The 21159-nt window shown below is 51.1% G+C and carries 20 protein-coding genes; 17 read left to right on the top strand and 3 right to left on the bottom strand.

Going from position 1 to position 21159, the window contains the following annotated elements:
- The first annotated feature begins 136 nt into the window (after positions 1 to 136).
- Positions 137 to 1525 carry a methyl-accepting chemotaxis protein gene (locus A8990_RS29735; RefSeq protein ID WP_116192642.1) on the top strand — a complete coding sequence of 463 codons (1389 nt, stop codon included), beginning with the start codon at positions 137 to 139 and terminating at the stop codon, positions 1523 to 1525.
- Between the two features lie 102 nt (positions 1526 to 1627).
- Positions 1628 to 2005, top strand: coding sequence for a hypothetical protein (locus A8990_RS29730; protein WP_245996303.1), 378 nt, complete (start codon positions 1628 to 1630; stop codon positions 2003 to 2005).
- Between the two features lie 137 nt (positions 2006 to 2142).
- Here the strand turns inward: A8990_RS29730 and A8990_RS29725 are convergent, their stop codons facing one another.
- Positions 2143 to 3438 (bottom strand): ammonium transporter, encoded by a 1296-nt coding sequence (locus A8990_RS29725; protein WP_116192641.1) that lies wholly within the window; start codon positions 3436 to 3438, stop codon positions 2143 to 2145.
- 287 nt (positions 3439 to 3725) lie between these two features.
- Here A8990_RS29725 and liaF point away from each other — a divergent pair, with 287 nt between their 5' ends.
- From liaF to serC, 12 genes are all read left to right on the top strand, one after another.
- Positions 3726 to 4907 (top strand): cell wall-active antibiotics response protein LiaF, encoded by a 1182-nt coding sequence (gene liaF / locus A8990_RS31900; protein WP_220376852.1) that lies wholly within the window; start codon positions 3726 to 3728, stop codon positions 4905 to 4907.
- Between the two features lie 7 nt (positions 4908 to 4914).
- On the top strand, positions 4915 to 5946 hold the full coding sequence (locus tag A8990_RS29715) for a sensor histidine kinase (protein ID WP_116192640.1): 1032 nt from the start codon (positions 4915 to 4917) through the stop codon (positions 5944 to 5946).
- Entirely contained in the window at positions 5943 to 6608 is a 666-nt protein-coding gene (locus tag A8990_RS29710; protein ID WP_116192639.1) for a response regulator transcription factor, read from the top strand. Before A8990_RS29715 ends, A8990_RS29710 begins: the two co-directional genes overlap by 4 nt.
- A gap of 57 nt (positions 6609 to 6665) precedes the next feature.
- The gene (locus A8990_RS29705; RefSeq protein ID WP_116192638.1) at positions 6666 to 7079 is read left to right on the top strand and encodes a YugN family protein; all 414 of its coding nucleotides are present in this window, start codon (positions 6666 to 6668) and stop codon (positions 7077 to 7079) included.
- 195 nt (positions 7080 to 7274) lie between these two features.
- The gene (locus A8990_RS29700) at positions 7275 to 8888 is read left to right on the top strand and encodes a S1C family serine protease (RefSeq protein WP_116192637.1); all 1614 of its coding nucleotides are present in this window, start codon (positions 7275 to 7277) and stop codon (positions 8886 to 8888) included.
- 160 nt (positions 8889 to 9048) lie between these two features.
- Positions 9049 to 9741 (top strand): response regulator transcription factor, encoded by a 693-nt coding sequence (locus A8990_RS29695; protein WP_116192636.1) that lies wholly within the window; start codon positions 9049 to 9051, stop codon positions 9739 to 9741.
- 7 nt (positions 9742 to 9748) lie between these two features.
- Complete coding sequence (locus A8990_RS29690) at positions 9749 to 11236, top strand: sensor histidine kinase (protein ID WP_116192635.1); 1488 nt, start codon at positions 9749 to 9751, stop codon at positions 11234 to 11236.
- A 61-nt stretch (positions 11237 to 11297) separates the two neighbouring features.
- Positions 11298 to 12248, top strand: a complete 951-nt coding sequence (locus A8990_RS29685) for a 4-hydroxy-3-methylbut-2-enyl diphosphate reductase (protein ID WP_116192634.1) — start codon at positions 11298 to 11300, stop codon at positions 12246 to 12248.
- Between the two features lie 19 nt (positions 12249 to 12267).
- Positions 12268 to 12777 carry a DUF2062 domain-containing protein gene (locus A8990_RS29680; RefSeq protein WP_245996300.1) on the top strand — a complete coding sequence of 170 codons (510 nt, stop codon included), beginning with the start codon at positions 12268 to 12270 and terminating at the stop codon, positions 12775 to 12777.
- A gap of 173 nt (positions 12778 to 12950) precedes the next feature.
- Positions 12951 to 14012 carry a 3-deoxy-7-phosphoheptulonate synthase gene (gene aroF / locus A8990_RS29675; protein ID WP_116192633.1) on the top strand — a complete coding sequence of 354 codons (1062 nt, stop codon included), beginning with the start codon at positions 12951 to 12953 and terminating at the stop codon, positions 14010 to 14012.
- 277 nt (positions 14013 to 14289) lie between these two features.
- Positions 14290 to 15714, top strand: coding sequence for a type I glutamate--ammonia ligase (gene glnA / locus A8990_RS29670; protein ID WP_116192632.1), 1425 nt, complete (start codon positions 14290 to 14292; stop codon positions 15712 to 15714).
- A 188-nt stretch (positions 15715 to 15902) separates the two neighbouring features.
- A complete protein-coding gene (gene serC / locus A8990_RS29665; protein WP_116192631.1) occupies positions 15903 to 16991 on the top strand; it encodes a 3-phosphoserine/phosphohydroxythreonine transaminase in 1089 nt (362 codons plus the stop codon).
- A gap of 238 nt (positions 16992 to 17229) precedes the next feature.
- Here serC and A8990_RS29660 read toward each other — a convergent pair whose 3' ends face one another.
- Entirely contained in the window at positions 17230 to 17952 is a 723-nt protein-coding gene (locus A8990_RS29660) for a response regulator transcription factor (protein WP_116192630.1), read from the bottom strand.
- A 111-nt stretch (positions 17953 to 18063) separates the two neighbouring features.
- Between A8990_RS29660 and trmL the strand changes: the two genes are divergently transcribed.
- The 3 genes from trmL (at position 18064) to A8990_RS29645 (ending at position 20609) form a co-directional block, all read left to right on the top strand.
- Positions 18064 to 18528 (top strand): tRNA (uridine(34)/cytosine(34)/5-carboxymethylaminomethyluridine(34)-2'-O)-methyltransferase TrmL, encoded by a 465-nt coding sequence (trmL, locus tag A8990_RS29655; protein ID WP_116192629.1) that lies wholly within the window; start codon positions 18064 to 18066, stop codon positions 18526 to 18528.
- A 151-nt stretch (positions 18529 to 18679) separates the two neighbouring features.
- On the top strand, positions 18680 to 18937 hold the full coding sequence (locus A8990_RS29650; RefSeq protein ID WP_116192628.1) for an AbrB/MazE/SpoVT family DNA-binding domain-containing protein: 258 nt from the start codon (positions 18680 to 18682) through the stop codon (positions 18935 to 18937).
- A 475-nt stretch (positions 18938 to 19412) separates the two neighbouring features.
- Positions 19413 to 20609 (top strand): aminotransferase-like domain-containing protein, encoded by a 1197-nt coding sequence (locus A8990_RS29645; protein ID WP_116192627.1) that lies wholly within the window; start codon positions 19413 to 19415, stop codon positions 20607 to 20609.
- Between the two features lie 248 nt (positions 20610 to 20857).
- Here A8990_RS29645 and A8990_RS29640 read toward each other — a convergent pair.
- The coding region (locus A8990_RS29640; protein ID WP_147306896.1) for an integrase core domain-containing protein at positions 20858 to 21159 on the bottom strand (302 nt) is incomplete at its 5' end.

Below are 21159 nucleotides of genomic sequence, written 5' to 3'. Positions count from 1 at the left end.
CATGCAAGCTGATATGAAGCAACAAGAGGAGGACCCTGGTAAGGGTCCTCTTCTCTTTTGCATTTACACTTGGAAGGAAGTGGACTATACTATGATATAATTCCTGACATCATTCAACAAAAAGGTGGTTATTTCGATGCAAGCACTGCAGCGTATTTGGTCCAGAGGGTCCAAACCTTCCATGACTGGCGTAGATGACGAGGGCGTTCTGTCCCAGCTCATCAATGAATCGTTAGTTATTTCGGATCAACTGACGGCGGCGGTGGAGGAAGTGAATCAGTCGATTAGCCAGCTTACGGACATCACAGAACAATCAGCTATTCGAGAAGGCGAGCTGCGCCAGTGCAGCGAGCGGGCGATGGAACGAATCGGTGAAACTTTCTCCACGCTGCAGGAGGTGACCGCATCCGCTGAGCAAATTAGCGGTACGGCTGAGCTTCTGGACACGGAGAGCAAGGAAACGAAGGAAGTTGTACTAGAGGTATGCCGTTCCCTGACGAACACGGACAAAGTGATGAACGAGCTTCAGCGGCAAAATGGCGAGATGGATCTTCATATTCGCGCACTTATTGAACAGACCTCGCGCATCAACGAAATCAATAGCTTCATTCAAGAGATCGTCTCCCAGACCTCGCTGCTCGCGCTTAATGCGTCCATCGAAGCGGCGCACGCCGGCGAATACGGGCGTGGCTTCTCGGTTGTAGCGCAGCAGATCAAGAAGCTCGCCGAGCAAAGCCATGAGGCGGTCAGACGGTCCAGCTCGCTCGTCGAAGAGATCGAGAATGGCGTGAAGCAGGTGGTCACATCTGTAACGCTCGAGAAATCCGCGGTCGAGCATGGCATTCAAGAGATGACGCAGACGAAAGAACGGATGGATCTGATCTTTAATCGGATCCAGGAAGTGGACCGGCTCGTCAGCAAGAGCAGCGCGGCTAGCAAGCAGCAGACGGAGAGCATGTCAGGCGCAACCGATATGCTGAAGGATGTTGTTGATGCCGTATCTCAGACGCTGGACAGCGTTGACGTCACGCTTGCTCATACGCATAAACAGCGTGGACAGATTAAGAAGCTGGACCGAATCAGCACGAATTTACATAAATCATCGGCTGAGCTAACCAAGGCGATTAACAAGGTTGGTATTAAGAATGAGGTTAAGGGGATAGATATTAACGTGAGCGGCTCCATGCAGCAGCTTGCGAAGCTGGCAACAGACACGGCCATCAGTTCGCTGGACGATGTGGTCCATCAAGCGCTGTTAGGTCAGCTGCTTAGCAGATTGCCGGAGATTGAAGCGATCTGGTCTAACCGGGATGACGGCTCGTTCATCTATTCGCAGCCGGAAGCGGGCTTATTGAACGCGAAAGGGCGCCAGTGGTGGAGACAGGCGATGGAGGGCAAGTCCTTCACATCGGAGGTATACATCTCGGCGATTACAAAGAAGCCTTGCTTGACCATTTCTGTACCCATCCGGAATGCGAGCGGCGTGTTGATTGGCGTGCTGGGAGCGGATATCCGGGTCAAATAATGGTCACATTTTGACTCAAAAAAGATGTTTTCAAACGGGAACTGATCGTGTAATATAAAGCTATGTAATAATTTATAACACGGTGAGGGTAGGGGAACTATCATGACGGACCCGATTACAAACATACCGACTTCACGTATGAGACATCGTAAAGCAGCTGAAGTGATACCTTTCCTGAATAGCTACATTGCTAAACGTGAACAGGAGATTGCTGAGATCGAGCAGATGGTAGAGCGATATGAGAAACGCCGCCAGCAAGAAGAACGTGCCTATCTGTCCATGTCCACACTGCGCCGTATGCTCTCCGGGAAGAAGCCGGATCACCACTTGGCTGTTGAATACATCCACTATGTGAAACGTCCGATGGAGAAAGTTCGTACCTTGCGGGCGGAAGTCGAGCAGGCACGTGCCATTCTAGCCACGAATAATCCTACTGACATCATCGCCGTAACGAGCGAGATGGATGATGAATTGCAATAATACGTAACCGTCCGGTAAAGGGCGGTTTTTTTGTTTATACGACGTTGTTTATGGCGATATGAGAAAAGGCGCTGCTCTCACCAGTTCAGGTAAGGGCGGCGCCTTTGTTGCGAGCGAGCAAGCAAGTGGTACAGGTACTATCTTCCGTTCTTCAGCTGCTCCAGATCAAGGAAGTCATGATCCTGGTTGTACGCAGGAACACCGTGAATGCCGACATCGAGTCCGACGAGCTCTTCGTCCCTGGACACGCGAACTGGCATCATGCGTTTGATTAATGCAAGTGCGCCCCATGTGAGCACGAAGCCCCAGACGCTGACGACGGCAAGGCCGAGAACCTGGACGCCGAGCAGCTGCCAGCCGCCGCCGTAGAACAGACCGTAGTAGCCTTCACCAACGCCTTTGGTCAGCTCCGGCATTGCGAACAGGCCGACGGCCAGCGTGCCGAGGCTGCCGCTGACGCCGTGAACGGCGAATGCGCCTACAGGATCATCGATGCCTTTGCTCTCCATAAATTCCGTAACGAGCACCATTGCGATGCCGCACACAATTCCGATCGTAATCGCCGCTGCATCGGAGACGAATGCGCAGCCGGCCGTGATGCCGACGAGACCTGCGAGCGAACCGTTGATCACCATCGGCGGATCCGCCTTCTTGTAGCGGAACATGGTGAACAGGATACACATTGCGCCGCCTGCCGCCGCAGAGAGCATGGTCGTTACGGCGATATGGCCGATAGAGCCGTTTGTTGCGCTAAGCGTACTGCCGGAGTTGAAGCCGAACCAGCCGAACCAAAGAATGAATGCCCCTACCGATGCAAGCGGGAGGTTGGACGGCGGTACGATGTTGCTTTTGCCGTCAGCTGTGAATTTGCCGATGCGCGGTCCGATGAAGATTGCGGCAGCTAATGCAGCGAAGCCGCCGAGCGCGTGAATGACCGCCGATCCGGCGAAGTCAATCATGCCGAGCTTGCCGATCCAACCGCCGACGCCCCATACCCAGTGTCCGGCAATCGGATAGATCAGTCCGGTCATCGCAATCGCATATAAGATATAGGCTCTAAAATGAATTCGCTCGGCAACTGCGCCAGAGACGATCGAGATGACCGCGATGACGAATGCGGCTTGGAATAGCCAATAGGTTTCATGTGATATATTAATGACGATGTGGGAGAGATCTCCATTTAATAGGAAACCGGATGTACCGATAAGGCCGCCGGCATCTTTGCCATACATCAGGCCGAAGCCGATGAAATAGAAGATGAGTGCGCCGAAAGCAATATCAACAAACACTTTCATAATAATGCTTACTGCGTTTTTCTGCCTGACGAAGCCTGCCTCTAGCAGAGCAAACCCGCCCTCCATGAGCAGAATCATTGCGGCCGTCAGAACGACCCAAATCGTATCCAGCCCCTGGGACAGTGTTTTTACATCCATACTTGCTCATCTCCTGTCAAGATCGTCATGTTAGGTTTTGTCTCTCCATCCAATCCGAACCTCATTATATAAGGCTCGCGTCAGTGATGTCAACGAGAGGAGTTACAAGACCTGACATGAGATAGAATAGATTTCCAGTTTTGATAAAACGGCTGATGTAAGCGCATAACAGGCTCCGTCTGCAGACGGAGTGCTGTTCAATCGACAGACCCTTTTATGTCCATATCGCCTTCGGGTATACTTGGAGTACAAACCTTGTAGAAGCGATTGGGAGCTGGTGGTTGCACATGCATAACTTTATTACGCGATTATTTTGGGGCCTTTTCATTATAGTAGTAGGCGTTGGGCTCATGTTAAGGCAGGCTGGCGTCATTGACTTCGATATCGGTCTGGTAGCCGCAACATATTGGCCAGCCCTGCTGCTTATGCTTGGGATACTTAACGTGTTCAGTAAGTCATCGTTCTTTGGCTCCGCAGTGCTGATCATTGTCGGCGTCTTGTTTCTTGGCCGCAATTTAGATTGGTTCACTTGGTCCGTTCATGACCTGCTGCAGTTTGGCGGTCCTCTTATCCTTATTCTTATCGGCTTGCGCGTGATTTTTAAACCAAAGAAGAAGATCGTGACCGATCAGGCAGCGCCTGAGGATGAATGGAAGGCGTACACTTACAGCCAGCTGGACGTGCAAGTCCCGCCTGCGCCGCCGCTCCATCCGGATCCGACGAAGCAGATGAATCCGGAAGAAGCAGAAGTGATTCCGCCAGTGCCCCCAGTTCCTCCGGTGCCGCCTGCACCATCGAGTCCGTATGGCCCAAACCCAGGTGGTGAATCATCTTCGTCTGCGAAGAAGATGGCCTTCGAAGCTGAGAAACCTCCGGCAGAGCCTGCGAGTGGCTATGATCCGGCTTTTGAGCGGATGGATAAGTATCAGCGCAAGCTGTCAAGACATCAGGAGCATGTTCAGCGGTGGAACGATCGCGCGAACAAAATGCGGGCTCGCATGGAGCAGAACTCGTATCACCGGATGAAGCATCATCATATGAAGCATCACCACCGCAATGACCGCGTAGAATGGTGGAATCACGATCCAGGCGTACAGACACGCTCGGGATTCATCGGAGATATCTATCTCGGTCAAGATTATTGGGAATTGAAGCCGATGAATATTTCGCACTTTATCGGCGACACCGTACTGGACTTGACGAAGGCGCAAATTCCGCCGGGAGAGACAATTGTGAATATCTCTTCCTTTATAGGCGATGTGAAAGTGTACTTGCCGAACGACTACGAGATTGGCGTGCATGTCGTCTCGAGCGCGTTTGTTGGGGATGTTGCGGTGCTGGAGCATAGAGAAGGCGGAATTTTTAAGAATATGGACATTCAAACGCCGTACTTTCCGGATACCGACAAAAAAATAAAGCTGCACGTCAGCACCTTTATCGGCGATGTGCGTGTCACGAAAGTAGGTTGATGCGCGCATGATGGTAAGACTGTTTCGGAACAGCAAATGGGATATGATTCTGCTGTTCCTTGCGTCATCCACCATATCGGTGCTTGTTTGGCAGCTGGGAGCGGAATTGACGGACGAAGGTTACAGCAAGCTGCTGTGGATCGGCGTAGCCGTCGTATTCCTGCTTATAAGCGCCGTATTCGGCTATTGGGCAGCCCAGCGCATCCAGCGCCAGATCGATTTGCTCGTGCTTGGACTGAAGCAAACCGCGCATGGCAACTACAGCACGCGGCTGCCGGAGGTCGGGCAGCTGACGCCGGCGTTCCGCGAATTCAACGACATGCTGGAATCGCTCGATGAGAAGATGCAGTGGATTCAGCGCTCCGGCGAGGAGCAAGTGATGCGCGAGACGGCTTCGAATGAGGCGGCGGTGCTGGAAGAGCGTCGCCGCTTGGCTCGCGATTTGCACGATACGGTCAGCCAGCAGCTGTTCGCCATTCATATGTCGGCGTCTTCGCTGCCAAAGCTGTTGGAGCTGAATCCCGATCGGGCGGGGGATGTGATGAATCAGCTGATTTCGATGTCATCGCTTGCCCAGAAGCAGATGCGCGGTTTCATCGCGCAGCTGCGGCCGATGGAGCTTGAAGGCAGGTCGCTTCAGGAAGCGCTCGACAAGTGGTTCCCGGATTATTGCCGGCAGAACGGTTTGCAAGGCGTGCTGGAATGGCGCGTGAAAGAGAAGCTGTCCGAGGCGAAGGAGCATCAGCTGTTCCTTATAGTGCAGGAAGCGATGGCGAATGTCGTGAAGCACGCAGGGGCACAAACCGCGCTGCTCACCGTCGCCGAGACCGAGCGCCAGATTGTGATGACGCTGCAGGATGACGGAGCGGGATTCCGTGCGGACCAGGTGAAGCGGGGCTCTTACGGACTGTCCACAATGAGGGAGCGGGCGAATAAGCTCGGCGGAGATGCCTCCATCATTAGCAAGCCAGGAAGCGGCACAAGAGTGCGCGTAACGCTGCCTAACTATATGAATAAAGGAGACGGTCCTACGGAATGAGTCAAACGAGCAGTTACAAAATAATGATTGTCGATGATCATGATATGGTGCGTGCCGGATTGCGGACGTACTTAATGCTGGAGCCTAAATTCGAGGTAGTCGCTGAAGCGGCTAACGGTCAGGAAGCGCTTGATATGCTGCGTGCCGGCATTGACGGCGGACCGCCGCAGATTATTCTGATGGATCTCATGATGCCGGTTATGGACGGCGTCGAAGCGACTCGCCATCTGATGAAAGAGTTCCCGGCGCTGAAGATTGTCATGCTGACCAGCTTCCTCGAAGATGAGAAGGTCGTTGCTGCCGTTGAAGCGGGAGCGGTCAGCTACGTGCTGAAGACCGTCTCGGCGGAAGAACTGATCTACGCGCTGAGCGGCGCGGCCAAAGGAATGCCGGTGATGACGCATGACGTATCGCAGGCGCTGACAAGAGGGCTTCGCCAGCGGAGTACGCAAGGCGCTGACGAAGGCTTGACGGATCGCGAGAAGGAAGTGCTGCTGTTGATCGCCGAAGGGATGTCCAATAAGGAAATCGCCGATGAGCTTCATATCAGCATCAAGACAGTGAAGACGCATGTCAGCAACCTGCTGATGAAGTGCGAGCTGGAGGACCGGACGCAGCTGGCTGTGTATGCGCACCGCAAAGGCTGGGTAAAGACGGGATAATGGATACGGATGGCGGGCATTCTAACGGTAAAATAAGGCCAGAGGAGAATGCCTACCATGATTCCATTAGATACGAAGCTTGAAGCCAGCGAGAAGGAATTTGCGGAAGTGCGCGATATGCTGGAGCAGCACCAGTTCTCGGTCGGCGGCAACTGGGACTACGACCATGGTTATTTTGACCGCTACTTGGATGATGAACATAAAGTATGGCTGCGGATGCCTTTTAACGTGATCAACGGCAATATCGACAGCGATACGCAGGACTTGGATGCGAAGATACGGATGGGCAAACCGTTCGTGCTGAAGCATGTCTACAATGAAGGGCTTGATAAAGAGGCGCATCCGCGCACGTTCGGCAGCTTGGTGGACCAGTTCCAAGAACCGCTCGATCCCGACGGCGAAGTCGAGTCGAAGTGGGTGACTGAAGCTAAGAAAGTGCTGGATCAGGTCGAAGAAAAGCTGCTCCATTAGAAGATTACGAGAGTTGAAACCGGGTAAGGCTGAAATTAATCGGCCAAGCCCGGTTTTTTTATGTTACATTATAACAATTTTAAGTTTGATTTAAGGTAGATTGTGCATGATAGAAACATGAAGAACAGCAAACAGCAACTACTACTTACATGGGAAGCTTAATAATAAGCGAAACGCTTTAGGAGGAGAAACAAAATGGACGATCAAAACAAAAAGAATGGTTATGATGATTTTTTTCAAAACCGCAGCAACGAAGAGAATCGCGATCAGGACCATTCGTATAAAGAGCACGAGGTGAAGCCGGAACAAGCCGCTTCTTCGCAGGACTCCGAGAAAACATCGTACTACTATTCGTATGGACCTTTTAAATCGGGTGACAATGCCGCTGAACCGCATAACGGAGCGCAAGCCGATCCGTATGCAGCTGATAAGCATGATGGTGCGCACGGCTCGGTGGAAGTAACGCCGCCGGCACAAGTTCGCGCGTTCGCGCCTTCGCAGTCCGCATCGAGAACCGGCTGGCAAGTGAAAGAACCGAGCCGCTCTTCTTTCAAATCCATGTTCGCTGCTTTCTTGGCCGGTGTCGTCGTAGTAGGCTCGCTCATGTTCGTCTCTGACAAACAGAACTGGTTCACATCCGATCAAACGACCGCGTCTCAAGGAACAGTGGATCAAGCGAAGACGGCGGTAAGTGGTGCAGGTGACAACGGTTCGGTATCCACGGCGGCCGATGTCGTCAGACCGAACAACATCGCGCAGCTGTTCGAGAAAGCAAGCCCTGCAGTCGTGAAGATTGAGACGTTCACGAAGCAGCGCGTAAGCAGCAACCAAGGCAATGGCGGCATGGACGACTTCTTCAGCCAATTCTTCGGCGATGACTTCGGCGGTAACGGCCAAGGACAAGACAACGGATCGAATGGCAATCAAAGTCAGGGCAGCACGGAGCTGACGCCTGAAGGCATCGGTACTGGATTCTTCTTCGATGCGAACGGCTATATCTTGACGAACCAGCACGTGGTTGGCGATGCCGACGAGATTCAAGTTACCGTACAAGGCCACAACAAGCCGCTCGTAGCGAAGAAGCTTGGCACAAGCTACAGCTTGGACCTTGCCGTGTTGAAAGTAGAAGGAACAAACTTCCCGACACTGCCAATCGGCAGCTCGGACAAAATTAATATCGGCGACTGGGTCGTAGCAATCGGTAACCCATACGGCTTCGATCACACGGTTACAGTCGGCGTACTGAGCTCCAAAGAGCGTCCGATCTCGATTCCGGATGAGCAAGGCACACGCGAATACGAGCACTTGCTGCAAACGGATGCTTCGATCAACCCTGGTAACTCCGGCGGTCCGCTGCTCAACATGGCGGGCGAAGTAATCGGCATTAATACGGCGGTAAGCTCGCAAGCTCAAGGTATCGGCTTTGCGATTCCGACAAGCACGATTACGGAAGTGCTGCAAAACCTGAAAGACAACAAGGAAATTCCGAAGAAGCCGGCTCCATTCATCGGCGCGAACCTCGCGGAAATTACCGATGATATTATGAAAGAGCTTGGTCTTACAAGCAAAGACGGCTCTATCGTATCGAGCGTATTGTACAAATCGCCTGCGTATATGGCTGACCTGAGACAGTATGACGTCATTACAGGTCTCAACGGCAAGAGCTACAATAATCGCGAGGATTTGATTGCTGCGATCCAGAAGAAGGCTGTTGGCGACACTGTGACGCTGAACATTGTCCGCAATGGCGAGAAGATGGATCTTAAGGTAACGGTCGGCAACAAGAACGACTTTGCTCAGCAGCAGTAATATGGAGCGCAACAACCCGGGCGCAGGCAGTCGATGGTGACTGCCTGCGCCTCTTTATGGATACTGGCAGTGTGGATCGTGGACAAGCTGTACATGGCAATGAGATGTTGCGTTATAATAAAATCAACTATATTTGGTTGTTTGATGATGGGGGATATGTATGAGACAGCATATATTAGTAGTGGACGACGATGACAAAATTACTTCGCTGCTTCGAAGAAGCCTGGCATTCGAAGGGTATGAGGTGACGACTGCTAGCAACGGCCTGGAAGGGCTGAAGCAAATGCTTACGAGTGATCCGGACCTGCTTATTTGCGACGTTATGATGCCGCAAGTCGACGGCTGGGAAGTTGTACGGCGTGTACGCGAGGGCGGCAGCGCCGTGCCGGTCTTAATGCTGACGGCTAAAGACGAGATTCAGGACCGTGTGCGCGGGCTGGACCTGGGTGCGGACGATTACTTGGTGAAGCCGTTCGCGCTGGAGGAATTGCTCGCTCGAACGCGTGCGCTGCTGCGCCGCAAATCCGAGAAGCTGGAGGACGACGGGGCTAGGCTGCAGTTCGAAGATTTGAAGCTCGATCTCGACTCGCGGGAAGCGATCCGGGGCGGCCGCCGTATCGACCTGACGGCAAAGGAATTCGATCTGCTTCAGCTGTTCATGTCGAACCCGCGCCGAGTGCTCACTCGCGACTCCATCATGGACAAAATATGGGGCTTCGACTACAGCGGCGAATCTAACGTGCTGGAGGTCTATATTGCGATGCTTCGGCAGAAGACGGAAGACGGAGGCGGCTCAAGGCTGATCCAGACGGTTCGCGGAACGGGATATGTGCTGCGAGGCGAAGGAGGCTGAGGCGGCAATGTCGATCAGGCTGCGGCTTACATTATGGTACTCCATCATTCTAGCGGTAACGCTCATCGCATTCGGTGTGGCGATCTATTTCTTCGTCAATTACAACACGTATAAGGAAATGAAGTCGAAGATCGAGACGCAGGTGAATGCGATTAACATCACTTCGACGCTGGACATGTTCGATAACTTCAAGGTATCGCCGTCCTCCATCTTTGCAGACGACGAAATTTACATTCAAGTCATCAACTATAAGAAGGGCGTTGTGCAGACAACGCAGAACTTGCGCCGTCTCGATATGCTGCTGCCTTATCCGGAACAGAAGAAAGTGGTCGAGAGCGATGAGGGGTTTCATAAACTGCATGTTGGCGAGTATCCTTTTCTGACTTATCAGCATCTGCTGAAGCAGAACGGCGAAGTGTTCGGCTTGCTTCAAGTGGCGACCTATTCCGGACGGGAGGAGAAGTTCCTGAAGGAGCTGCGGACGACGCTGATCTTCTCGCTGATTGTCGTCGTGCTGATCGCGTTCAGCATAAGCTTGTTTCAGGCGAGGCAAGCGCTGCGTCCGATCGAGAGCGTCATTCGTGCCAGCAATCAGATTCAGAATGGATCTGACTTAAGTATGCGAATACCGCATAGCGGGCCGAATGATGAGCTTGGCCGATTAACGGATACGCTGAATGGCATGCTCGGCCGTATTGAGACGACATATAATGAGCTTGACGAAGCGTATAAAGCGCAGCGCCGGTTCGTATCTGATGCATCGCATGAGCTGCGCACGCCGCTGACGACGATCCGCGGCAATATCGAGCTGCTTGAGCGGATGTGGCTGCCGGCGCTTGGAGCGGGTGAAGAACAGCAGCAAGAAGGCAGCCTGCCGCAGTTGAGCGATAAAGAGCGTCAGCGGATCATGCTGACCCGCGAAGCGATGGACGATATTGCGGGCGAGGCGAAGCGGATGTCGAGCCTGGTGAACGACCTGCTGGCGCTTGCCCGCGCAGACGCAGGCTATGAAATGGAGAAGAACGTGCAGCCCCTGCTGCCGCTCGTGGAGGACGTTGCCCGCAAGGCGCAGCTGCTTCCAAGAAATGCTGAATGGAGAATCGGGAACCTAAGTGCCATCGATAACGTAGAAGTATATGCACACGCTGATTTTTTGCGACAGCTATTTTTTATTTTTGTTGAGAATGCGTTCAAATACACGCCTAGCGGCTATGTGGAGCTGCGCGCTACCCGTTCAGGAGACCAGGCAGGCATCATTATTAAAGATACTGGTATCGGAATGGCGAGCAAGGAAGTACCGCATATATTTGAACGTTTCTATCGTGCGGACGAATCGCGCGGTCAGACGAGCGGTACCGGACTCGGATTATCCATTGCCAAGTGGATTATCGATGAGCATGGCGGCTCCGTCGAGGTGTCGACACGCGAAGGTGAAGGGACCACATTTATCGTCTGGCTTCCCGTTGCTTTCCACGAGAAGATCAATGAAGTATAATAGTTGATGCTAGGTCTTTCGAATCGTATGGTTTCACTTAGAAAGCAGGGGATTGCAAGCTATGGAAATTGTAAAGATTTCTCCGCGCGGTTATTGCTATGGCGTCGTTGATGCGATGGTACTGGCACTGCAAACCGCAAAAAATTTAGAATTGCCGCGGCCGATCTATATTTTGGGCATGATCGTTCATAATAGTCATGTAACGGAAGCGTTTAAAGAAGAAGGCGTCATTACGCTGGATGGCGAGAACCGACTTGAAATTCTGGATCAGATTACAAGCGGCACGGTCATCTTCACAGCGCATGGCGTATCGCCTGAAGTGCGTAAGCGCGCGAAGGAGAAGGGGCTCACTGTCGTCGATGCGACTTGCCCGGATGTAACGAAGACGCATGATCTCATTCGCGAGAAAGTAGCAGATGGCTACGAAGTGATCTATATCGGCAAGAAGGGCCATCCCGAGCCGGAAGGTGCGATCGGCATTGCGCCGGAGCATGTGCATCTGATTGAGCGTGAAGCGGAGATCGATCAGCTTACGCTGAGCACAGACCGCATCATCATTACGAATCAAACGACGATGTCCCAATGGGATATTAGACATCTGATCAGCAAGCTGCTGACGACATTCAAGACAGCAGAAATTCATAACGAAATTTGTTTGGCGACACAGGTACGGCAGGAGGCGGTAGCGGAGCAGGCGAAACAAGCTGAGCTTTGCATCGTCGTTGGAGATCCTCGCAGCAATAACTCCAACCGGCTTGCACAAGTGTCGGAAGAAATTGCAGGCGTTCCGGCGTACCGTGTTTCGGATGTATCGGAAATCGACTTGGAATGGCTGAAAGGCAAGACTCGTGTAGCTGTAACCTCCGGTGCATCTACACCGACTCCGCTTACAAAGGAAGTCATCGCTTATCTGGAGCAATTTGACGAGGCGAAGCCTGAAACATGGGCGGCACAACGTACGGTGAATATGAATAAGTTGCTGCCTACTGTTCGGGTGAAATCGTCTGTGTAAGTGAAAGGAGCGCACCCAATTGAAGACTGCAAGCAAACCGCGCTCGATTAAACGTTGGCTGAAGCTGAAATATACGCAGCTGATGCGGGCGCCTGGCGGCCCATCCTTTGTTGCACTAGGATTTGCAATCGGAATATTCGTAGAAATGTTCACGCTGCCTACTTATGGCCTCGCGTTTTTCTTAATATTCCCACTAATCTATATGATGAACGCTAGCTTAGCGGGCGCGTTAATCGGCTTCGTTTTTGGCAAAATTATCTTTATTCCAATCGCATTCGTCAATAGCATGATCGGCGGCTGGGTGCTTCCAAAGCACATGAAGGTCGCGCTGCCGTTAACGCCCCATTGGCTCGATCATCTCCTGTACATGAACCTCAAGCTCATTGTCGGCGGTATTATTGACGGGGTGATCCTCGGCGCGCTGTTCTATTTCCCGGTGAAGCTGACGCTTCAATATATGGCGAACAAGCGTAAGGAGAAGCGGAAGCTGCGCCGAAGCGCGGTTGAAGCGAAGCCCGTGACGGAATAAAGCGGTATGGTTTTGGGAACCGGTCTCTTGACGAGGCCGGTTTTTTCTTGTATAGTTGCTTTAGCGAATAAAAGCCTAAAAGCATAAAAGCGTCGAAGCTTAAAAGCGTGTATGCGTCTAAGTGAGACAGAAATTGGATGATAGAAGATAGCAGATAAAAGGAGCGAAATAATATGATCGTCATAACGAAGAATAGTGCGTCTGAAGAAAGAATTGCAGAGATTGTCCAACACATCGAGAAGGCAGGCGTGCAAGCGCATGTATCGCGGGGGACCGATCGTACAGTAATCGGCATCATCGGCAAAGCGGAGCCGGCATTAGCTGAGCATCTCCGTTCGATGAAGGATGTTGAGAATGTCATCAAGATTTCGAAGTCTTACAAGCTGGCTAGCCGTGACTTCCATCCGGATGATACGGTGATCGAGATTAAAGGTGTGAAAATCGGCGGCGAGCATCTGGCTATTATGGGCGGTCCTTGCGCGGTTGAATCGCCCGAGCAGATCGATGAGATCGCAAGACTGGTGAAGGCAGCCGGCGGTCAAGTGCTTCGCGGCGGCGCGTTCAAGCCTCGCACGGGCCCTTACAGCTTCCAAGGCATCGGCGTTGAAGGGCTGAAGATGATGGCGGAAGCAGGCCGCAAGCATGGCTTGCTGACGATTACAGAGGTTATGACGCCGGAGTACGTAGATATTTGCGCGGAGTATGCGGATATTTTGCAAGTCGGCACGCGAAACATGCAGAACTTTGATCTGCTTCGCAAGCTCGGTAGCGTACAGACGCCAGTTCTTCTGAAGCGTGGATTCAGTGCGACTTACGATGAATTCCTGAATGCAGCGGAATACATCCTTGCAGGTGGAAATCCGAACGTTATGCTATGTGAGCGCGGTATTCGTACGTTTGAGACCTACACGCGCAACACGCTTGATTTGGCAGCGATTCCGGTTCTGCAGTCGCTGAGCCATCTGCCGGTTATCTCCGACCCAAGTCACGGAACAGGCCGCCGGGAACTCGTTGAGCCAATGGCAAAAGCTTCCGTCGCGGCAGGCGCGAATGGCCTTATCATCGAGATGCATACCGACCCTGATAATTCGATGACTGGTGATGGAGTACAATCGCTGTTCCCTGACCAATTCGCGAACCTTCTGAAAGAGCTGGAACAACTTGGCAAGCTGGTAGGTAAGCGTTATGATACCCCAAAAGAGCCTGCTGAGTACTTCAAAACATGGAAGATATAAGGTTAACTTAAACCGTATTTCACGGAATTGACAGGCTGCAGGCCCTTGTTTTTAAAGGGCTGCAGCTTGTTTTATTTCAGTAAAACCGCGGGTTTTCGGGACTTGCGTCCATTATGTGAAGTTACCTGACAATGGCTTTAAAAAATACCTGACATGACTATTGACGGGACTAGACCTGATATCTATAATAACAATCATAGTTTCAGATCAGAAGTTGAACAATTACTGTCCTACACATCGCAAATGTTCGGAAATTCGGAAATGGAGGAAATACCTAATGTCAGTTCAAAACGTATTAAACACAATCAAAGAGAACAGCATCATGTTTGTCGATTTCCGCTTTGTGGACCTTTCTGGCCACGCGCACCACATCACGCTTCCTGCTACAGAAGTAGATGCCGATACATTTGTTAACGGCGTAGCTTTCGACGGCTCCTCGATCGCTGGTTTCCGCGGCATTGAAGAATCCGACATGGTTATGATGCCGGACACTGAGTCCAGCTTCATCGATCCTTTTACAGATCACCCAACATTGAATATTATGTGTAACATCCACACGCCAGATGGCGAGCGTTATGAGCGCGATCCGCGCAGCATCGCTCAAAAAGCAGAAGAATATCTGCAAACTACTGGCATCGGTACTCAAGCATTCTTCGCACCTGAGTCCGAGTTCTTCATCTTCGACGACGTTCGCTACGAAAGCAAAATGAACACATCGTTCTACTCCGTTGATTCCGACGAAGCAGCTTGGAACACAGCTCGCAAAGAAGACAACGGCAACCTTGGTTACAAAATCGGCGTTAAAGGCGGTTACGTACCAGTAGCTCCGGTCGATGCACAGCAAGATATCCGCAGCGAAATGGTTCGCATCATGCAAGAAACGGGCCTTCGCGTTGAACGTCATCACCACGAAGTTGCTACAGCTGGTCAAGCGGAAATCAACTTCCGTTTCGATACGCTGACTAAAACAGCCGATAACCTTCTGAAATATAAATACATCATCAACAACGTCGCTCGTCAATGGGGCAAAGTGGCAACATTCATGCCTAAACCGCTCTTCGGAGACAACGGCAGCGGTATGCACGTTCACAGCTCGATCTTCAACGGCGATTCCCCGTTGTTCTACGAGAAGGGCGCTTATGCAAACCTGAGCCAATTGGCACTGAACTACATCGGAGGTATCCTGCATCACGCACCAGCGCTGATCGCAATCACGAACCCTTCGACAAACTCGTTCAAACGTCTGGTTCCAGGCTACGAAGCACCGGTTAACCTCGTGTTCTCGAAAGGTAACCGTTCCGCAGCAATCCGTATTCCGGTTGCAGCTGTAACACCTAAAGGCTGCCGTATCGAGTTCCGTACACCGGATTCCACGGCTAACCCATACCTTGCATTCGCAGCAATGCTGCTTGCAGGTCTGGACGGCATCAAGCGTAAATTGGATCCAGTTGCTCTTGGCTACGGTCCATTCGACAAAAACATCTACGATCTGTCTGATGAAGACAAAAAAGAAATCCGTTCGGTTCCAGGCACTTTGGACGAAGCGCTTGACGCTCTGGAAGCTGATTCCGAGTTCTTGACTGAAGGAGGCGTATTCACGCAAGACTTCATCGACAATTTCATCGCACTGAAACGTTCCGAAGCAAAAGCAGTGGCGATCCGTATTCATCCGCACGAGTTCAGCCTGTACTTCGACTGCTAATCAGATCTTATATATTCATACTTGTAACGAGCTCTCTTCCGGAGAGCTCGTTTTTATGTAGCCGGAATTAGCTAAATCCGAATATTCTTAATAAAACTGTTGGAATTTGTTCGACTTTTTTACTTGATGCAGACGAGTAAAATTGCTATCATACTCATAAGCAAATTTGAAGAGTGGAGTGAGCTAACATGACGAATCGCGCTTATAACTTTAATGCAGGTCCAGCAGCGCTGCCGCTTGAAGTGCTGCAGCAGGCTCAGCAGGAATTTATCGACTTTGCTGGTGCTGGCATGTCAATTATGGAGATGTCCCATCGCAGCAGCATTTTTGAAGAGGTCAATGACGGCGCTCAATCCCTTCTTCGTGAATTGTTCGGAATTCCGAACAATTACAAAGTGCTTTTCCTGCAAGGCGGAGCAAGCACGCAGTTTGCAATGATTCCGATGAATCTGCTCGCACCTGGCAAAACAGCGGCATTCGTGCACACGGGCAGCTGGGCGGATAAAGCGATTAAGGAAGCGAAGCTGTTCGGCGAAACGGCCATAACGGCATCCTCGGAAGCGTACAAGTTCAACCGCATCCCGGATCTGAGCGAAATCCAGATTCCAGAGAATGCAGCCTACCTTCACGTCACTTCGAACGAAACGATTGAAGGTACACAATATGCGAAATATCCGGAAACTGGCGATGTGACGCTTATCGGCGACTTGTCGAGCGATATTCTCAGCCGTCCGGTTGATGTTAGCAAATTTGGCATGATTTATGCTGGAGCTCAGAAGAACCTTGGCCCATCCGGCGTTACAATCGTCATCGTTCGTGAAGATCTCGTAGCAGAGAGCCCAAAATCGATTCCGACCATGCTTCGTTATGATACGCATGTGAAGAACAATTCACTCTACAACACACCGCCGTCCTTCTCGGTTTACCTGGTAGGTCTGATGCTGAAATGGGTTAAAGAAAGAGGCGGCGTTGCTGCGATCGAGCAGTACAATCGCGATAAAACGAAGCTGATCTACGATACGATCGATCAGAGCGGCGGCTTCTACCGCGGCTTCGCAGATGCAGGCAGCCGTTCGGCGATGAACATCACGTTCCGCCTCGCGACTGAGGACCTCGAGAAGCAGTTCGTGAAGGAATCGGAACAGCAAGGCTTTGTTGGTCTGAAGGGGCATCGCAGCGTTGGCGGCTTGCGCGCATCGACGTACAATGCTGTAACGATTGAGAGCTGCAAGGCATTGGCGGAGTTTATGGGTGATTTCCAGAAGCGGAACGGATAGGGTGCAAGCGGAGAGTCGTTCCCTACGGTCGGTATGAGCCTGCTATCGCTGTTGTAGTTTGGATATCTCGGATTTAGTAAGACATTTAGAGGTTGATATCCAACTACAAAGGCGATTTCAGACTTCATACCGACCTCCGGTCACTTGGGATGGCGCGTCACAGCATGTTTTTTTAAAAAGAAAAGAAGACCGCCGGCCTTTGGGACGGCGGTCTTCCTGTTGCTGACTGCAAAGCTTGTTAAGCGAGGGATGAGTCGGCGCTGTTGCTGCCTGGGCCTGCCAGTTTATAGCCGACATTGCGGACGGTCATAATATACTCTGGCGTACGTGCGTTTTTCTCGATTTTGTCGCGCAGATGGCTGATGTGGACGTCGACGATACGCGTGTCGCCGAGGAAGTGATAATCCCATACGCCGTGAAGCAGCTGTTGCCTGCTAAGCACTTTACCGCGGTGGCGGCAGAGGAAGAGGAGCAGTTCGAATTCCTTCGGCGTCAGCTCGACTTGCTTGCCGTTCACCTGCACTTCACGCTGTTCCGTGATGACTGTCAAATGGCCGATCTCATGAACGGCTTCGTCACTCTTGCCAGGAAGCGATTGCGTGCGGCGGAAGATCGCTTGGATACGGGAAAGCAGCTCTTGCGGAGAAAATGGCTTCGTCATATAATCATCAGCGCCATTATCAAGCCCGGCGATTTTGTCAGTGACATCCTGCAAAGCCGTTAACATAATAATCGGCACCGCATTATTTTGCTTACGCAGCTCTCTGCATACTTGAATGCCGTCCATCTTCGGGAGCATGAGATCGAGAACGATGAGGTCGGGACGAAACGGCTTTAAGAAGTCAAATACGGCTTCACCGTCAGTAGCGCAGCGCACCTCGTAGCCGGCAAGCTTCAAATTAAATTCAAGCAGCATGGAGATGGAAGGCTCGTCATCGACGATTAATATTTTCTTCTTCATCGTTTATGATCTCCTTTTCGTGCAATTATAGTGGTATTATGACAGACAATTTTTCGCAGGAGATTAAGCAAACGTAAAAGCTATGTAAAAATAGAAGGGTGAAGATGAATAATGGCATTCCATATTGTACTTGTCGAACCGGAAATCCCGGCTAATACTGGCAACATTGCTAGAACCTGTGCCGCAACAGGCACGATTCTGCATCTTGTACGTCCACTCGGCTTCAACACCGATGATAAAACTTTAAAACGCGCAGGTCTTGACTACTGGTATGCAGTCGAGATTCATTACCACGATTCCTTCCAGGAGCTGAAGGGTCTGTATCCGGAAGGCAGATTCTTCTGCGCAAGCACACGCAGCTCGCAAGTTTATACGAAGCACAGCTACCGGGACGGCGATTTCTTCGTCTTCGGCAAGGAGACGAAAGGGCTGCCTCAGGAGATACTGGATGCTCATCGGGATACGTGCATTCGCGTGCCGATGACGGACAAGGTAAGGTCGCTGAACCTGTCCAATTCAGCGGCGATTGTTGTGTTTGAAGCGCTTCGCCAGCAAGATTTTGCCGGATTGGAATAAATAGGGTTCTTTAAATGTTTATTAATTGCACAATACTAAGGAATTATAAAAAGTTGAAGGAATTACAGTTCCGAGATCGAATCCTTGTAGAAAGCGAAAAATTGTCATCACATGTTAGCTTACAAAATGCGACTACAGGAGATGTGGAATTGTGAAACCGGCTGGTGTTGTGCGTAAAGTGGATCAATTGGGCCGTATCGTGCTGCCCAAATCGCTGCGCAAAAGATATCAAATGAACGAGGGGGATCCTGTAGAGATCTTGGTCCAAGGGGATCATATTATTCTTGAGAGGTACCGTCCTCGCTGCGTATTCTGCAATACGCTTGATGATGTGCGCGAATTCAAAGAGCGGTACCTTTGCGGTACTTGCATGACTGAAATGACAGGACTGCGCCGGGGTACGATTTAACCCTCGCAGCGCCTTTCAATCCAATCCGAACAAACAAAAAGAAGCTTTCGGCGATTGTTTGCAAACAGTCGCCGAAAGCTTCTTTTTTTACGTGCAGAATGGTGCTGCCAGCCCGCAGGCGGAGCGCTCATTCATGCTGATGTCCATCCTACATGCCTGAGGTTTTATCGTCGTTGTAAGACGCAGTAAGCATTGCGATCAGGAACAAAACTGTTACGGTGAGGACAATTAGAAAATTAAGTGTCATCCTTCTTACCTCCTATGCTGCTGCCAGTAGATCCCAGCTGAACACCTATAATGCTCCTACTATTATAACCAACGGTGTTCAAAAAGAAAACGATCTAACTTGTGAACAACTTGTTACGGAAGAAGGCTATAATACATAAAAAGTTGTCGAACTTTGATGTGGTTTGGAGTTGCCGGGCTTCCGCTTTGAGCGTAAAATGTTTGATAAAGGAAAAGGAGTGGACGTAAAGTGGAATATCGGTTTTCAAGCAATGTGCAGCGGCTTCAATCCTCGGCCGTTCGCGATATACTTAAGCTTACGCAAGGCAAAGAAATTATCTCGTTCGCAGGCGGACTGCCGGCGGAGGAATTGTTTCCGCTGGATGCAATTAGGGAAGCCGCTGAGCGCGTGTTCCAAACAGGCAAAAACTCGCTTCAATATGGTCTGACAGAAGGCTATCTGCCGCTTCGCGAGCAGCTCTGTGTTCGTATGGCGCAGAAAAATATGCATGTTACGCCGGATGAAATGATCATTACAACCGGCTCGCAGCAAGCGATTGATCTTGTGTCGCGCATTCTGATGAACCCCGGAGATGTGGTACTTGTTGAGAACCCGACATATCTGGCAAGTCTGCAGGTGTTTGGTTTAAGCGGATTGAATGTTGTGCCTGTAGAGAGCGACAAGGACGGCATGATTATTGAAGAAGCTGAACGCTTGATGAAGCAGCATAAACCGAAGATGGTTTACGTTGTCCCTACATTCGGTAATCCGACTGGCCGCGTATGGAGCCTGGAGCGCCGCAAAGGCCTGATTGAGCTGTGCCAACGCTACGGCGTCCTTGTGCTTGAGGATGATCCATACGGCGAAATTAAGTTTGATGCTAATGCAAACTATCCGACGCTCTTCTCGCTTGATGGCAAAGAGGGCGGAGGCCATGTCATCTACACGAGCACGTTCTCGAAGACAGTTGCACCGGCGCTGCGTACAGGCTGGGCAATCGGCCCGCGTCAAGTTATTGGCAATATGGCAAAAGCGAAGCAAGCCGCAGATCTTCATTCCAGCACGCTGGACCAGCAGACGCTTGATCAGCTGCTGCAGCATTTCCCGCTGAATGATCATATCCGCACAATCAGCAAAGCGTATGGCGATCGGCTGCAGCAAATGCAAGCCTTGCTCACGCAGCAGCGCTGGAGCGATGTGAAGTGGGTGGAGCCGAAAGGCGGCATGTTCCTATGGCTTGAGCTGCCTGAGGGTCTAGATTCGGAAGCTCTGCTTCGTGCCGCAGTGCAGAAGAACGTGGCGTTCGTACCTGGCGCATCGTTCTATGCGGCAGATCCGCAGCGCAATAAGGCGCGCCTGAACTTTACGTATACGACAGGTGAACGCATGGCGACGGGGATCGCGCGATTCTCCGAGGCGCTGAATGAATTTCTGGCACGGTGCTAAGACATAAAGGGCATTCACTGCGTAGTTAAAGGTTCTTTCGATCGCTGTTGTATCCGGATTTCTTGATTGAATTTTTATAAGGTGGAAACTCCGTCTACAAAGGCGAACGCTATCGCTTCTACAGAATCCTATAACTCCTCCGTTCACCACTTGCATACTCATCGTGATTTTATTAACAAAAGAACCTCTAGCGGCTCATTGAACTGTGACCCACAAAGTAGACAGTTTATAAAAAAGGCATTTCCGTATTAAGCAGCTAGCAGATGGCTCCTGTACTCATCAGGAGTCATCTTTTTTAATGTCCATTGGAAGCGTTCAGAATTGTAAGACGTCATATACTCATTAACCCGTACGCGTAGTTCCGCAAGGGATTGACAGTCTTTGTACTCAAGTTCGTCTTTCATGTGACCGAAGAATGATTCCATAGAGGCATTATCCCAGCAGTTTCCTTTCCGAGACATGGATTGTTTAAATCCAGCCTCTGCAACGAGGAGGCGGATTTTAGGATGTGTGTAGTGCATACCTTGGTCAGAATGGAAGATCGCTTCAG

Origin of the sequence: Paenibacillus taihuensis (genome assembly GCF_003386535.1) — a bacterium.
In the GTDB taxonomy this organism is placed as follows: Bacteria; Bacillota; Bacilli; order Paenibacillales; family Paenibacillaceae; genus Paenibacillus_Z; species Paenibacillus_Z taihuensis.
The sequence above is the reverse complement of the archived record's forward strand: the minus strand, read 5'-3'. Positions and strand labels throughout refer to the sequence as shown.